This window comes from Plantactinospora sp. CNZ321 (genome assembly GCF_004217235.1).
In genome coordinates, this window is sequence record NZ_SHKQ01000001.1 from 4,599,665 (window position 1) to 4,614,710 (window position 15,046).

Genomic DNA, 15,046 nt, shown 5'->3' on the forward strand with positions numbered 1-15,046 from the left:
TCGTAGGAAACCTTCGGCGTTACGGCATCGCGACCATTCCCGCAATGGAGCGCCTGGTACCGCCACGCAGCATTTGGTAGGATCAGCGCACCGCGATTGAGACGGCTATCGCTCTGCAGGAGTGACCCCGCGACGCGCGGCTCGTACGACGGCAGCGCGCCTTCAGCAGGATCCTCCGCCACCCTCGCTGACCCGTGCCGCGGAAAGTGGAGACGACGGACGTGGTGACTCTTCAGGACGCGTGGCTGCTGGCCGCCGACGGTCTGCACATCCATCGCTGGTACCTGCACGCCGAACCGTTCCGATGGGACCGCGTCCGGAACCGGTACCACCGGCACGAGCAGCGCGACGAGATCGACAAGGCGACCGGGGGCCGACCGATCGAGGACTCCGGCCGGCGTCTCGGGGTCACCATCCTCGAACACCTGCTCTGCCAGCCGGTCACGTCCGCGACAGTCGAACTGCTCCGCGACGGCTGGACGGGCGTCCCCGCCCTGGCCGTGGGCCCGCACCGGGCACTGGTCGCGGACGCGGACCGGTGCCTGCCGGCCGGGGAGAGCTACGTGGTGCCGGCAGACGTGATCCGCGACCCGGCCGGAGCGCCGCCGTCCCTGTTCGCCGCCGCCGTGGACGCGCTGCTGGCCGCGACCGGCCTCGGCTACCTCGTGCGGCTGGCCGGCGGCGCCCTCATCCACGAGGACGGCGTGCTGCCCGGGGAGCGCGACGTCATCTCCGACGACGAGCCGTTGACCACCCTCGTGGTGTCGCGCAACGACGACCCGGCGGAGTACACCGCAGACCTCGTCGCGGCGGCGGGAGTGGAGTTTCTGCGGCTGTTCATCGAGACCGGCAACATGTACGTCAACGCCACGAGCGGCCCACCGGACGCCCGGCCGGCCAAGCGCTTCCACACCATGCCCGACGGCACCAGGGTCAGCAGTTGCCTGCCGGCCACCCGCGCCTTCGCCGCCGCCGTGCGGCACCGGTACTGGCAGCGCCTCGCGTCGGCGCTGGCGCCCGGCGACTCGGCACCCGTCCCCGGCGGATCGGCCGGGGCACCCGACCTGCCGGTGGTCTCCCGCGACCAGATCGAGCGACACCTGGCCACCGCCTCGGCCGAGCTGCGCGCGGTCGAGGACATCGTGTATCCGGTGGCCGAGAGCCTGTCGTGCATCGACTCGTTCGACCTGATCAATTCCTACGTACCCGGGCCCCGGCAGTTCGAGAAGAACCTGATCGGTCTGGGTCCCGGCCAGGGTCACTGACCTCGCCCGGAGACAACCGATCGCCATACACCATGGGGGAACAGTGGACAGTCCATCGATCATGGCGCTCTTCGACCCGGCCGTCCGGGCCGATCCGTATCCCTTGTACCACGCGCTGCGGACCCACGACCCGGTCGTGTTCCTCGACCCACCGGGCTTCTGGTTCCTCAGCGGATACCAGGACATCTCCGCCCTGCTGCGTGACAACCGGCTGGGCCGCGACCCGCGCCGGATCAGCGGAGACACCCCGCCGGTCACCGACGTCTTCCTGGAGGGTGCACAGGACATCCTGTTCCTCGACCCCCCGGACCACACCCGCTTGCGCCGGCTGGTCAACAGCGCCTTCTCCGCCAAACGGATCGAGGCGGTACGGCCACGCGTCGAGTCGCTGGTCGACGAACTGCTGACCAGGGCCGCCGCGAACGGTGGCATGGACGTCATCCGGGATCTGGCCGTCACCCTGCCACTCACCATCATCTGCGAGCTACTCGGCGTACCCGCCGATGACCACGGCCGCTTCAAGGAATGGTCGACCACTCTGTTCTACCTGCTCGACCCCGTCGTCTCGGCGGAGGCCAACGAGGCCGGGCGGAGTGCGCGGCGGGAACTCCGCTCCTACTTCCGGCACCACCTGAACAGCCGGGCAACCAGTGACGACACCCTGCTCCGCGCCATGGTGGAAGCCCGGTACCAGGACGACCGGCTCACCGAGGACGAGGTCCTGTCGATGTCCGCCCTGCTGCTGGTCGCCGGGCACGAGACCACCAGCAGCCTGATCGGCAACGGACTGCTCGCGCTGCTGCGCAACCGGGACCAGTTCGACCTGCTCGCCGCCAGGCCGGAGCTGGCCCCCTCCGCCGTGGAGGAGATGCTCCGCTACGAGGCCCCGGTCCAGATGACCAGCCGCGTCGTCCACGAACCCATCTCGCTACGCGGCATGGACCTGGAGCCCGGCCGGAACCTGGTCCTGCTCATCGGCGCCGGGAACCGCGACCCCGAGCGGTTCGCCGACCCCGACCGGATGGACATCACCCGCACGGACAACCAGCACCTCACCTTCAGCGCCGGCATCCACTTCTGCCTCGGCGCGCCGCTGGCCCGCCTGCAGGCCCAGGCGGTCTTCGCCGAGATAGCCCGCCGGTTCCCGGACATGAAGCTGGTCGACGAGACGCCGCGCTGGCGGGAGACCTTCACCCTACGCGGCCTGGACACCCTGCCGGTCTCGTTCTGACAGGGGTGCCGGCGCTGCGCCGGCCGGCACCCCTGGCACACCCGCGCCAGCCCGGATGGAGCGGCCGGCACCGCACGACCCTCGATCGGGTACCCGCCCGTCATCGGTACCCGTCGGCTTGGGCGCGGTACATCCGGGCATACACCCCCGCCCGGCTCATCAGCTCGTCGTGACTGCCGGACTCGACCAGCCTGCCGCTGTCCAGGACAAGGATCAGGTCCGCGACCCGCACCGTGGAGAACCTGTGCGTGACCAGCATGGTGATCCGGCCGTCCGCGGCTCCGGTCGCGGCTAGTTTGGCGTATGTCCGGAAGATGTCGTCCTCGGCCTGCGCGTCGAGGCTCGCAGTCGGCTCGTCCAGCAACAGCAGGAGCGGATCCCGACGCATCGCGGACCGGCCGAGTGCCACGCGCTGCCACTGCCCGCCGGACAGACCCACCCCATCCGGGAACACCGCGCCCAGCGGTGTGTCCAGACCGGCGGGAAGCTCCCGCTCAAGCCCGCCGTACCCGCACCGGTCGAGGGCCGCGCGCACCCGCGCAAGGTCGTCGAGGACGGCGAGGTCACCGACTCCGACCGACTCCCGGGCCCGCAGCTCGAACCGGGCGAAGTCCTGGAATCCGCCGGTGAGCCGGTCGCGCCACGCGTCGGTCGGGATCTCGCGCAGGTCGGTCCCGTCCACCGCGATGCCGCCGCTACTCGGCTCGTACAGCTTGCAGAGCAGCTTGACCAACGTGGACTTGCCCGCTCCGTTGTGCCCGACCAGCGCGACGACCGAGCCCGCCGGGATACGCGCGGTGACGCCGCTCAGGGCGGGCCGCTCGGCGCCGGGATAGCGGAAGGTCACGCTCTGCAGCTCGATGCCGTCCAACACCGCGGCCGGCGCGGACCGGTGCGATACCTCAGGCGATGCCTCCACGGCGGCCCGCTCCGGGTACTCCGCCAGCCAGTGGTGCCGACCGGCGGCGACGGCCAGCCGGTACAGCCGGGTGGTGGCCAGCACACTGCTGCCGGTCAGCATGTACGCCTGCTGGCCGGCGGCGTACACCAGCAGCAGATCGCCAAGGGTGGCCCGTCCCCTGGGCACCAGCAGCGCGACGAAGGCCAGCGCGGCCAGGAATCCCAGGCTCACCGCGAGCAGCCCGAGGCTGCGTCCCAACGCCGCTCCGGTCTCGGCCGCCACCCGACGGCCCACCACCGACCGCCACAGGGCCGCATGTCGGCGCAGCAGCTCGCCCGGAAGCTGGAAGACGCGCAGTTCGGCGCCGGCCGCAGGGTCCAGCGCGAGGGTGAACTGCGCCGCCGCGAGCCGCTCGTCGCCGGACGTGGCCACTTCGACCCGCTCCGCGCCTCGCTGGTACCAGGCCCCGACGAGGAACGCGACGACGGCCAGCACCGGCAGCCCGAGCAGTACCGGATGTACGGTTGCCAGCAGCCCGGCCGCGACCGTGGTCTGCAGCAGTAGGCAGGCCGACCAGGCCGCCGCGTCGACGCACCGGGAGAGGCAGTCCGGCTCGGCGCGGACCAGGGCCAGCGTGTCCTGATATGCGGGTGACTCGACGCCGTCCAGCCGTTGCACCCGGGCTGTCGCCCGGATCAGCGCACGCTGTGCGGTGATGTCCATCGCGTCGCGGACGTCGTAGAGCGCGAGGGCGCCCACGTTGGACATCCCCATTGCCAGCACCCAGGACGCGGCCAGCGCCACCGCGGCGAGGGCCGCGGGCCCGGCCCCGCCGTCGAGCACCGCCTCGATGACGTACTTCGACCACAACGGGAACGAGCCGCCCACGACGCCGGAGCCGACGATCAGCCCGGCGCCCAGGAGCAACCTGCGACGATCCGTCCGAGCGGCCGTGGCGAGCGCCAAACGCAACCCGGCACCGGCCCGGCTCATCGTGCGCCTCCGTCGGTCGCGCCGGCCGGGGTATGGAAGTAGGACGCCTGCAACCGGAACATCCGCCGGTACCGGGTGTCGTCGGTCATCAGTTCCTCGTGCGAGCCCGCCTCGACGATCCGCCCCTCGTCCAGCACGACGATGCGTTCGGCGTGCCGCACCGTGGACAGCCGGTGCGAGATGAGCACCGGCGTGGTATGCCCGGCCAGCATGAGGAACAGCTCGAAGAACTCGGTCTCGCCCGGGACGTCGAGGCTGGCGGTGGGCTCGTCGAGGATCAGCATCCGGGCTCCGTGATCCACGGCGAAGAGCGCGCGGGCCAACGCGACGCGCTGCCACTGCCCGCCGGACAGGTCCGCACCACCCGGGTGGTCGGCGGAGAGCACGGTGTCCAGCCCGTGCGGCAACGCCCGGAGCGCGTCGAGTACGCCGGCGCGCTGGGCCGCGCTGGTGACCCCGGCACGGTCGGCGAGATGCTCGACCGCGCCGAAGGCGATGTTCTCGGCTGCGGTGGCCCGGTACCGCAGGAAGCTCTGGAAGATCGCCGAGGTGTGCCGCCGCAGATCCTCCGCGGCGTCGGGGCGTGCGTCACCGTCGAGCAGAATCTGCCCGCGGACCGGCCGGTACAACCCGCACAGCAGCTTGGCCAGCGTCGTCTTCCCGGCGCCGTTGGAACCGACGATCGCCAACGAGTGACCGTACGGGATGTCGAGGTTGACGCCGTCGAGCACCGCGCCGGCGGAACCTGGGTAACCGAACCCGACGTCCACCAGCCGGACGCCATGCGGCCGGTTTTCCGGGGTCCCGTCGCTCTCGACCGGAGAAGCACCGGTCGTGACCAGGGCGCCGCCCACCCCTGGGGTGCCTGGGAGGTCCGGGGGGCCGGCCCCGACCGCCACGCCGGGGCCGGCGCCGACCGCCACGCCGGGGCCGGCGCCACCGCTGTCAGCCCGGTCGGCGGTGGCCGTCCGGCGCTCCAGCGCTTCCAGCACCGGCACCAACCGGGTACCGAACTCGATGTCGAAGTCCCACGCCTCGAAGAACCGGCCGATGCCGAGAGCGAGGAAGCAGGCCGTGATGAGCATGGCCAGCCGGCCGATGCTGAGCTGCCCCTGCGCGCCGGCCCGGGCGAGCAGGGCCAATGCGACGGCGGCGGCCACGAAGCCCAGTCCGTAGACGGCGGCGACCCGGGGCACGGCCAGCCGTCGACGCTCCAGCCGCAGCGGTGCGACCCCGGCTTGCGCGCTGTCGTCGAACCGGTCGGCGAGCCAGGTGCCGAGGCCGAACAACCGGACCTCCTTGGCGTACCCGAGGTCCTGCGCGACGGCGGCGTAGTACCGGGCGACCGTGCGTTCGCCGGCGCCCTCCATCGACGCGGCGGCCAACGCCATGCAACGGGACCGGAAGGTGAACCGGACGCACAGGCCAGCGGCGAGCAGCAGGCCCGCCAGCGACCAGGAGAAGGTCGCCAGCAGGGCGACCGCGAGGAACGCGGTCAGATACTCGGCCAGCACGAAGACCACGCCGGCGGCGGCCGCGCCCGGCGTACCGGACTGCTGCGTGAGCGCGCCCAACTCGCCCAGCCAGGCCCGGGTCTCCGCCTCGACCAGAAACTCGGTACGACCGCCACGCAGCGCCGCCGCCATGGCGCGCTGTCGCATCACCGCGTTCACCTCGCCGACGATGAGCTGCCGCAGTGGCGCGTGCATCGCGGTGCTCAACTCCTGGATGGTGAAGAGTCCGGCGAGCACCGCCAGCACCACCATCAAGTCACCGGCGTCGAGCCGGTCACCGGGCGTACGGACGATCCGGTCGACGAAGACGCCGGCGGTGACAGCGAACGCCGCGGGTGCGGTCGCGCGCAGCAGCAGGTAGCCCACCGCGGCCGACGTGGGTCGCCATCCCGTGCTGGTCAGGTACCCCAACGCCCGGTGCCGGTCCCGCACCGCGGCCAGGCCGGCCGCCGCCCGGCGCGCCACTCTGTTCACGGCCGGCCCGGCCCGTCGCCCGCCGCGTCCGGGTCGTCGATGACGTACGTGGCGATTTTCGGCCGTTCCTTGTTGAGCAGCAGCATGCGCATCAGCGAGGTGCCGACCTGCTCGATTCCCATCGCCTCGTGCAGGGCGTCGAGCGACTCCCAGCGAGTGTGGATCACCGCTTCGACCACATCGGACGCGTCGTCGGCCAGTTCGATGAGCGCATGCGCCTGGTAGGGCCGCGGGCCGGTAGCCAGTGCGGGCAGGAACTCGTCATAGTAGATCTTCTTCACCGCGTCGAGGTTGTCCCGCTCGATGAGGCTGGTGAACGAGCGCACGTAGCGGTATCGGGGAGCTGTGGTCCCGCTCATGGATATTCCCTTCCGTCCAGGTCCTTACCCCTCGGCCGGGTCGCACCCGACCCGGCCGAGCGCGCCGGGTCACCGGCATCTGACGATCGGTCGCCACTCGGGGCGTCGCGGGCGGCACGGTACGCGTCCCTGTCCGCGCTGCCGGTCGTCATCGTTGTCGCGGTCCTGACCAGGCTCTGGTCCAGCCGCCGAAGCCACCACCCGTCCCCCAACTCGGCGAACCGGGCGCGGGCATCCGCCAGGTAGGCGTCGACCCGCTCCGTCCCGCCGCCGGGGACCTGCGCCAGGCAGAACAGGTTCACCGCGACCCAGTGCTCCTCGCCGAGGCGGGTGAACCCGGCCAGACTCTCCAGGAGCAGCCGGCGTGCCTGGCCGGTGCGGCCCGCAGCCAGCTCGGTGAGGCCCAGGTGAAGCCCGGCCACCACCGGCTGGTGCGGTCGGCCGACCGCGCGCAGTTGCTCGGCGCTGGCGCGCAGCAGCGCCGCCGCGAGGTGCAGGTCCCCGCGCAGCCGCTCGGTGATGGCCAGGTGCAGCGTCGCGACAGCGGCGCCCGGCGGGTCACCGGCCACGGTGGCCAACCGCCGGCTCGCCCGGAGCAGCCGACTCGCCTGGTGGAGGTGTCCGAGATGGCGTCGCGCCACACCGAGGTTGCGTAGGGCGTACGACAGGCCCCGACGGTCGCCCAGGCGCTGGTAGGCCAGGGCCGCCGCACGCAGCGGTACCACCGCCTCCGAGAAGCGGCGCCGGTCCCGCGCCGCCGCACCGTACCCCGCCTGCGCCGCGGCCCGCAGCGCCGGCTGGCCACGCCGGGCCGCGAGCCTGCCGGCCCGCCGGTAGTACCGGACAGCGCGTTCGGGTCGGCCCGAGGACCGCAGGTCGCCGGCCCGGGCGAGGAGCCACGCCACCCGGGCCGGCGACGAGGGCACCAGACCAATTGACGTCTTTGATATATTTCGTGGTCCCGTGCGTCGCTCGCCCCGATACGAAGGGTACTGATCCCCAGCATGAGCATCGACGATCTGCGACAGTCGCTCATCGACACCCTGGACCGGCTCGGCGTCGTGGACGACCCTGACATTCGCCAGGCCTTCGCGCGCGTCCCTCGCGAGTTGTTTCTGCCCGGCGTACCGGCCGAGGTGGTGTTCCTCAACGAGGCGGTGCCGGTGAAGTTCGGCGGTGCCCGGATCATGAGTTCGTCCTCGCAGCCGTCGATGATGGCCATCATGCTGGGCCAACTCGACGTACGGCCCGGTCATCGCGTCCTGGAGATCGGCACCGGCAGCGGCTACAACGCGGCGCTGCTGGACACGCTGGTCGGGGCCGAGGGACGGGTGGTGACCATCGACATCGAGCCCGACCTGGTCGCCGCTGCCCGGGAGCACCTGGCCCGGGCGGGCCACCGGGCGGTCACCGTCCGGTGCGGTGACGGTGCCCTGGGGTACGCCGAGGCAGCGCCCTACGACCGGATCATCGCCACCGCCGGTGTCTGGGACGTGTATCCCGCGCTGCTCGACCAGCTCGCGGACGGCGGGCGCGTACTGCTGCCGATCTCGGTGCGCGGCAGCCAGCTCTCGGTCGCGTTCGAACGCCACGGCGACCACCTCCGGTCGGTCTCGGTCGAGCAGTGCGGCTTCATGCGGCTGCGAGGTGCGAACGCCGGGCCCGAACACAAGATCGACATCGACCCGGATCGGCGGGTACGACTGCTGGTCCCGGACGAGCGGCCGGTGGATGTCGGCACGGTACGCCGGCTGCTGGACGCGCCGCCGTACGACCAGCCGACGGGCGTGTCGGCCACGCTGCTCGACGTGCACAACGGCCTCGACCTGTGGCTGTCGGTCCACCTCGCGAACCCGGTACGGCTGATCAGCGCCGGATCGCCGGAGAGGGTCGCCGCCGGGCCGGTGCCGTGCATGTACGAGTGGAAGAACCCGCCGTGGCACGAGCGGGTCACCTTCGCCGTCACCGGGGGAACCGACCTCGCGGCGCTCGCCCGGCGACCCGGTGAACCGCTCGATCTGGCCGATCCCACCGTGTTCGAGCTTCTGGTCCGGGCGTTCGGCACGCCCGGCGCCGCGCACCGGCACCTGCTCGGGGCGGTCCACGACTGGCAGGCAGCCGGGCGGCCGGACGTCTCCGGCGTCTCGCTGCGCGCTTACCCGGCCGGCGAGCGACGGCGGCTCGCCGAGGGCGAATTCGAGGTGCCCAAGCATCACAGCGTGCTCGCCCTGACCTGGGTCCCGTCGGCCGCGAGGTCCGTGGCACCGGCCGCGCCGTCGGGTGCCGGCCCGGGGTAGCCGTCCGGTCGATCCCCGGCCAACACCTCGGCCAGCCGGTCGAGCAGCGACGGCCAGGCGGCACTCGTCACATTGGACAGTCCGAGGCGGACGAACGAATCGGCCGACCCGCCCTGCTGGTAAAAGGTCTCCGCTCCCAGCCCGCCGAGGCCCGCCGACACCAGCGAGCGGCGCAGGAGTTCGGCCCGGGGAACCAATACGGCGACGTGCGTACCGCCGGTGGGCGGAACGAATCCGATCGACGCTGCGCGCAGCAGTGCGGTGACCGCGGCCCGACGCGGGTCCAGCCGTTCCCGGCGGTGCCGCTGGATGGCGCCGAACAGGCCTGCGGCGAGCACCGCCGAAACGTCCATCGGCAGTTCGGGGGGTGGAACAGGTGCGCCCGGCCGCAGCAGCCGCGCACGTGACGCGGCCCGGGGCCAGCCCACGATGCCCGCCTTGACCGGCCAGCCGAGGGCTTTCGTCCAGCTCCCCAGGTACACGGTCCGGTCCGGGCACCGGCCGAGCATCTCCGGCGGACCGGAATCGTCCGGGCCGGTGCCGCGAAACGCGTCGTCCTCGACGACCAACACGTCCTCTGATCGGGCATAGCCGGCCAGGTCGTCGAGAAACTCACGGGAGAGCGAGGCGGCGACCGGGTTCGCGTGCACCGGGTTCACCACGAACAGGGCCGGCGGCCTGCAGGGCGGGGTGAAGCCGGCCTCCGCCCACCTGGCCGGCGGCAGCACCACCGAGGTCTCCGCCGCGCCCGCCGGCAGGCTGGCCGCCACCCGCTGGTAGGTCGGAAGGACCGCGCCCCGGCCGTCCGGTGGCACCGCACCCAGCAGGTGGTCCAGCATCCGCCCGGTGCCCGGGGTGTACGCCCAGTCGTGACTGTCGAGGTATCGATCGCCGAACTGCTCGGCGACAAAGTGCCGCAGGTGGCGATGGGCGTCCCGCTCCCCGAGCGGACCGCGGCGACCGGCCGCCGTGCCGACGTGTCCGGCGAGCCAGTCGTGCCAGTCGGCCGCGTCGTCGCAGAGATCCATGGGCAGCGGCGACGACGCGGCCCGGCTAGAGGGCGAGTCGCCGGTACGACTCGGCGTAGCTGAAGCCACCGCTCGCTCCAATCTTGCCGAACATCGCGCGCATCCGCTCCACGAACGCCGCCCGGCCGGCCTCGTCCCCCTCGGAGAACCCCATCTCCGTCTCGTACTGGCTGCGGTGGCAGAGAATCGCGTCGAGCTTGGTGTCGAACGACCCGGAGATGTCCTCGATGTGGTCGGGCTCCGGTGCGCCGAACAACCAGAGCTGCGATACGCGCCACGGCGGAAGCCCTTCGTCGGCCAGGTCCCGGCAGAATCGCGGTTCCCTCGCCCGGATCACCGCGCGGAACGCGGCGTCACCGGCCGTCGTGTGGTCCGGGTGCAGGATGTACGGTGCCCACGGGTCGTAGGTCAGGACCACGTCGGGCCGGGCGTCGCGGATCACCCGCACCAGCCACTCGATCACCCGTTCGTCGGCCCGGAGCAGGCCGTCGATCTCCCCCAGTTCTCGCACATCGCGGTAGCCGACCCGGGCCGCGGCCGCACGCTGCTCGGTACGCCGCAGCGCAGCCACCTCGTCGTCCGACAGGGACAGGTCATGGCTGCCCTTGGCGCTGTCGGTCAGCAGGGCCAGGGTTACCGCAGTGCCCTGCCCGCACCATGCGGCCAGGGTTCCGGCGCAGCGGAAGTCGACGTCGTCCGCGTGCGCGGCGACGACCAGGGCCCGCTCGGGGACGTCCGATGCGGTCACCGCGGTCATTCCTCCTCCCCGATCGCTTCGTCGAGGATCGCCATCGCGCGCTCCAGTTGGTCGGCTGTGGTGGTCATCGGGGGCAGCAGGCGCAGAATCTCCGGACGGCCCAGGCACGGGGACAGCAGCAGTCCTCGTTGCACGGCGGTGGTCAGCACGGCCCCGGCCAGCTCGGGCGTGCGCAGCTTCAGTCCCCAGAGCAGGCCCATGCCCCGAACCTCGACCAGCGACGTCGGGTGGTTGTCCCGCAGCTTGCACAGCTCCGCCTCCACCTGGCGGGCCAGCCTGTCTCCGGCCACGGCCAGCTCGGCCACGACGTCGAGCATTGCCGTTCCCGCGGCGCAGCCCAGTGGGTGGCCGCCGAAGGTGGCCACGTGCAGAAACGGATCACGCATGAGCGGTTCGTACACCCGATCGGTGCCGATGAGCGCGGAGAGCGGCAACACACCGCCCCCCAGGCTCTTGCCGAGCAGCAGCGCGTCGATCGGCAGTCCCAGCCCGATGGCGACGGAGAGCGGTCCGCACCGACCCATGCCGGTCTGTATCTCATCGGCCACCACGAGCGCGCCCGCCTGATGTGCATCGTGCGTCCACCTCCGCAGCGTCTCCGGAGGAAGCACCACGACCCCGTTCTCACCCTGCACGGGCTCGAAGATCAGGGCCGCGACGTCGCCCGCCGCGGCCTCTCGCGCCACCGCCGACCGGTCGTCGACGTCGATGTGCGTCACCCCGGTCAGCAGCGCGCGCACGGGTGCCCGGTAATGGTCGTTCCAGGTCGCCGCGAGCGATCCCATCGTCTTGCCGTGGAAGGCACCGCACACGGCCAGTACGCGGGGCCGGCCGGTGGCCGCACGGACCAGTTTCAGTGCGGCCTCGACCGCATCGGTGCCGTTGAGGCCCAGCCACACCCGGCGCAGGTCCGCCACGCCGACGGCGGCCACCAGCCGTTCGACGTAGCCGGTGGTCACCGGGTTGGCCAGGGTACGGGTGGTGATCGCCTGCGTCTCCAGCTGCGACCGGACCGCGGCGGTCACCCGGGGGTGGCCGTGCCCGACCAGTGGTACCGCATAGCTGCCGAAATCGACGGCGCTGCGTCCATCGGAGAGGGTCACCTCGGCCCCGGAGGCGGCGATCTCGACCGCACCGAGGCCGACCAGCCGCTGCGCCAGCGCCAGCGGTGGAGAGAGGTGCCGTCGGATCACCCCGAACGCCGGGTGGGCCTTGCCCCCGGGCTCCCGCCCGCCATCGGCATCGTCGACGACACGGGCATCCCCGACGACAGCGGCGTCTTGGACAGCACCAGGTCCCGGAGCGGCACCGCGATCCTCGCCCTTCCCGGTGGTCCCCGCGTCGACGCGGCCCGCCCCGGCGTTCACCGCGAGTTCGTGGACGGTGCGGATCAGGGCCGGATCCAACGCGTAGGACACGGTCGGCAGGAAGACCCCGCCGTTGAGGAGCACCGCGTCCCCGGCCGGGGTGGCGACCACCCCGAGCGCCGCGCACCCTGGCACCAGCGGGGTGACCTGCCCGGATACGCCGACCACCCGGTCTTCGTCGTGCTCGGGCGCCAGCAGCCGGACCGCCGAGGGCAGCGGCACCAGCCGCACGCAGGTCCACGGGTTGAGGTCGTCCGGAACCCGGATCGGGCGGTCGTCGGAGGCACCACCCAGCCGCAACGTCAACCGATGCCGGTAGTACCCGGCCGCGGTGCGGGTCATTCGCACGGTGTCTGCCGGCGAGACCCGCAGCCCGGTAGCGGCGGCGTGCGCGACCGTCACCAGCCAGCGCCGGTTCCAGACCCATCCGGTACGGGAGGGCGCCGGCTCCCACGCCGCTCGGAACCGCAGCCCGCGTACGGTCTCCGCCTGGGCGTCGGTCAGCGAGAACCACTCCCTGAGCTGCCTCAGCATGTTGTTGAAGAAGCCGGCCAGCCCGATCTCGCGTACCCGGGCGCGAACGGTGTCCCAGTCGAAGCCACTGTCGGCGACGGCGAGGTAGAGGTCGTTGAGATCCTTCAGCGTCATGAAGTAGTCGCCGGCGGCGTTGGCCACCAACATCGGCATGTTCTGCAGGGTGTCGAGGCGGTGCAGTCCCGGACCGACCGTTCCCGGGTTCAGTCGCAGCAGGCCGCAGTGGCGCACCGAGTATCCGCCGTAGTGGACATCCACCGCCACCCGGCCGTCGGCGACCTCGCGTTCCAGCAGGAACTGCCCGTACAGGTGGCCCGACCGGGTCGACTTGATCCACGGCAACTCGTGCTCGGCCATCCGGTACCCGGCGTCGGTCAGTTCGCCGGCCAGCGCGACGGCTTCCGCGGTGTCGGGTACCCACAGGTCGAAGTCGCCGATGTCCCGGTCGTACGGCTCGGGATAGCAGGCCCGGGAAGCCATGCCTTTGATCAGGAAGGCCCGGGCCCCACTGCGCGCCACCAGGTCGGTGAGGTGGGGCAGTTCCACGTCGAGGTTACGGTTCACCAGCCGTCGATGCTCCGCCGATCGGGCCAGCCCGTCGGCGAGCGCCGGCGGGAGGTGGATGCCGGGTTGGGCCAACCGTCGGACGGCGATGGACACCACCTTGTGCCGGCTCAGCCAGTCGAGGACCGTCTCCGCGGGGATGTCGGCCAGCCGACGTGTCGCCTCCGCGATATCGCACCGAGGCGCGAGTGAACCCAGCGACAGGACGGTGGCGAGGTCGTCGGTCGCCGGTCGGCGGACGGTCACGGCGCCCCCGCCGGCTGTCGGGTACGCCGCTCGATGCCGAGCAGCATGTCCTGGCTGTTGTCGTGGATCGCCTTGCGAGCCAGCGGGTCGAGCATGTCGGCGAGCAACGGTATGCCGATCCGGAAGGAGATGAACAGCCGGGCCGAGACGCGACCGTCCTCCAGCGGGCGGACGTGCCAGAACCCTTCGAGGTGCTCCATGTCGCCGTCGATCTGCCGGAAATCCATCCGCCGCCGGTCGTGATCGATGGACTCCTCCTCGGTCCATTCGAGGACGGCGCCCTTGAGCAGGATCGACCAGGAACTTGCCCTCGTGCCCTGCCCGTCGTCGCGGAGGATGCGGGTCTCCAGCACGTTCTCCATGTAGGCGGGGTACGAAGCGACGTCGAGCACCGTCTTCCAGACGGTGTCGACAGAGGCCTGGATCGCCAGGTCGAAATCAACTTCGGGCATCGTCTCTCCAGTCGGCTGCTGTGGCTTCCAGGTGCGCGGCCGGCGATCGGTGCGGGGCCTGGTCGTCGCGCGTTTCCTTCACCAGTAGGCGGGCGGTGTCCAGCGCCCACTCCCCCAGCCGGGTCAGAACGTCGCGCCGCTGCGCTCCGAGGTGCGGGGTGGCGAGCAGGTTGAGGTCCCTGTCGGCCACTGCGGTCGCCGCCCGCAGCTCAGGCAGGTGGTGCGCGTCGACCGGATCGATGAACAGCCCCCGGAGCTGGTCGTCGGCCAGCCGCCGAACCGCGGCCGCGACGTCGACCACATCGAACCGGCCGAGGTTGAGCAGGTACGGCCGGGCGTCCCGTACCCGGTCCAGCCGCCGCGGGCCGAACCAGCCACGGGTCGACGGTCGCGACGGCAGACAGAGTATGTGCGCGTCGCTTGCGGCCAGCGCCGGTTCGACGGCTATCGCGGGCGCGTCGGACGGCAGCGAGGGCCACTGGGCGAAGTGCACCGAACGACACTCGGGGGTGAGCCGACGGGCCACCGCCCGGCCGACCGGACCAGCACCCCAGATCGTGACCGCCAGGTCGGGCAGTGGCTCCCCGACGAAGTCGGCCTTGCGCCACTCGCCCCGTTGCAGCAGCGCGGCGGCGATCGGCACCCGTCGCGCGAGGCTGACCAGCCCGGCCAACGCGAGTTCCGCCACGGATTCGGCGGACACGACGGGATTGCGTACCAGGCGCACGCCCCGTCGACGCAGTTCGACCAGGTCGAGGTTTTCGGTGCCGCTGCCGGCACGGATCACGAACGACAGCCTCGGAAACCGGGCGATGAACGGCCGGTCCACCCGGGACTCCGACCGGACCACCAGCCCGACGACATCCGCCGTATCCACCGTGCCGCCGTCGACGTCGGCACCGTCGACGAACCCGTCGTCGGCCCGTACGGCCTTCCGGGCCACCGGCCCGAGGTCGGCGTAGACCGCGACGAGTGGCTCCCCTCCGCTACCTGTCACCGAGCCCGTCCTTCCTGGTCCATGCGGTCCACACCCGGGGCCGTGTCGCGGTGCGCGGGTCGCCAGG

Annotated in this window: 12 protein-coding genes; 3 read left to right on the top strand and 9 right to left on the bottom strand. The window is 71.9% G+C overall.

The features are described from left to right. The first annotated feature begins 221 nt into the window (after positions 1 to 221). Together EV371_RS20080 and EV371_RS20085 are read left to right on the top strand one after the other, a co-directional pair. Complete coding sequence (locus EV371_RS20080; protein ID WP_130463409.1) at positions 222 to 1,265, top strand: hypothetical protein; 1,044 nt, start codon at positions 222 to 224, stop codon at positions 1,263 to 1,265. Positions 1,266 to 1,308: 43 nt separating this feature from the next. Beyond that, entirely contained in the window at positions 1,309 to 2,496 is a 1,188-nt protein-coding gene (locus EV371_RS20085; RefSeq protein WP_130463410.1) for a cytochrome P450, read from the top strand. Positions 2,497 to 2,596: 100 nt separating this feature from the next. Here EV371_RS20085 and EV371_RS20090 read toward each other — a convergent pair whose 3' ends face one another. The 4 genes from EV371_RS20090 to EV371_RS20105 form a co-directional block, all read right to left on the bottom strand. Next, entirely contained in the window at positions 2,597 to 4,324 is a 1,728-nt protein-coding gene (locus EV371_RS20090) for an ABC transporter ATP-binding protein (RefSeq protein WP_130463411.1), read from the bottom strand. 62 nt (positions 4,325 to 4,386) lie between these two features. Continuing rightward, positions 4,387 to 6,378: an ATP-binding cassette domain-containing protein gene (locus EV371_RS20095; RefSeq protein WP_130463412.1), complete on the bottom strand. Its 1,992-nt coding sequence runs from the start codon at positions 6,376 to 6,378 to the stop codon at positions 4,387 to 4,389. Continuing rightward, positions 6,375 to 6,737: a hypothetical protein gene (locus tag EV371_RS20100; RefSeq protein ID WP_130463413.1), complete on the bottom strand. Its 363-nt coding sequence runs from the start codon at positions 6,735 to 6,737 to the stop codon at positions 6,375 to 6,377. Before EV371_RS20100 ends, EV371_RS20095 begins: the two co-directional genes overlap by 4 nt. Continuing rightward, positions 6,734 to 7,663, bottom strand: coding sequence for a hypothetical protein (locus tag EV371_RS20105; RefSeq protein ID WP_130463414.1), 930 nt, complete (start codon positions 7,661 to 7,663; stop codon positions 6,734 to 6,736). Before EV371_RS20105 ends, EV371_RS20100 begins: the two co-directional genes overlap by 4 nt. A gap of 78 nt (positions 7,664 to 7,741) precedes the next feature. On the opposite strand from EV371_RS20105, the gene fxlM reads away from it, so the two are divergent. Next, positions 7,742 to 9,034: a methyltransferase, FxLD system gene (gene fxlM / locus EV371_RS20110; protein WP_130463415.1), complete on the top strand. Its 1,293-nt coding sequence runs from the start codon at positions 7,742 to 7,744 to the stop codon at positions 9,032 to 9,034. Here the strand turns inward: fxlM and EV371_RS20115 are convergent. The 5 genes from EV371_RS20115 to EV371_RS20135 are packed head-to-tail and all read right to left on the bottom strand — an operon-like array spanning position 8,950 to position 14,979. Next, complete coding sequence (locus EV371_RS20115) at positions 8,950 to 10,062, bottom strand: aminotransferase class I/II-fold pyridoxal phosphate-dependent enzyme (RefSeq protein ID WP_130463416.1); 1,113 nt, start codon at positions 10,060 to 10,062, stop codon at positions 8,950 to 8,952. The genes fxlM and EV371_RS20115 overlap by 85 nt on opposite strands. A gap of 25 nt (positions 10,063 to 10,087) precedes the next feature. Next, positions 10,088 to 10,819, bottom strand: a complete 732-nt coding sequence (locus tag EV371_RS20120) for a PIG-L family deacetylase (RefSeq protein ID WP_130463417.1) — start codon at positions 10,817 to 10,819, stop codon at positions 10,088 to 10,090. Beyond that, positions 10,816 to 13,530 carry an aminotransferase class III-fold pyridoxal phosphate-dependent enzyme gene (locus tag EV371_RS20125; protein WP_130463418.1) on the bottom strand — a complete coding sequence of 905 codons (2,715 nt, stop codon included), beginning with the start codon at positions 13,528 to 13,530 and terminating at the stop codon, positions 10,816 to 10,818. Before EV371_RS20125 ends, EV371_RS20120 begins: the two co-directional genes overlap by 4 nt. Then, a complete protein-coding gene (locus EV371_RS20130) occupies positions 13,527 to 13,982 on the bottom strand; it encodes an SRPBCC family protein (protein ID WP_130463419.1) in 456 nt (151 codons plus the stop codon). The genes EV371_RS20125 and EV371_RS20130 overlap by 4 nt, the downstream gene beginning before the upstream one ends. Further along, a complete protein-coding gene (locus tag EV371_RS20135; protein WP_165436757.1) occupies positions 13,969 to 14,979 on the bottom strand; it encodes an NAD(P)-dependent oxidoreductase in 1,011 nt (336 codons plus the stop codon). The genes EV371_RS20130 and EV371_RS20135 overlap by 14 nt, the downstream gene beginning before the upstream one ends. Positions 14,980 to 15,046: the final 67 nt, after the last annotated feature.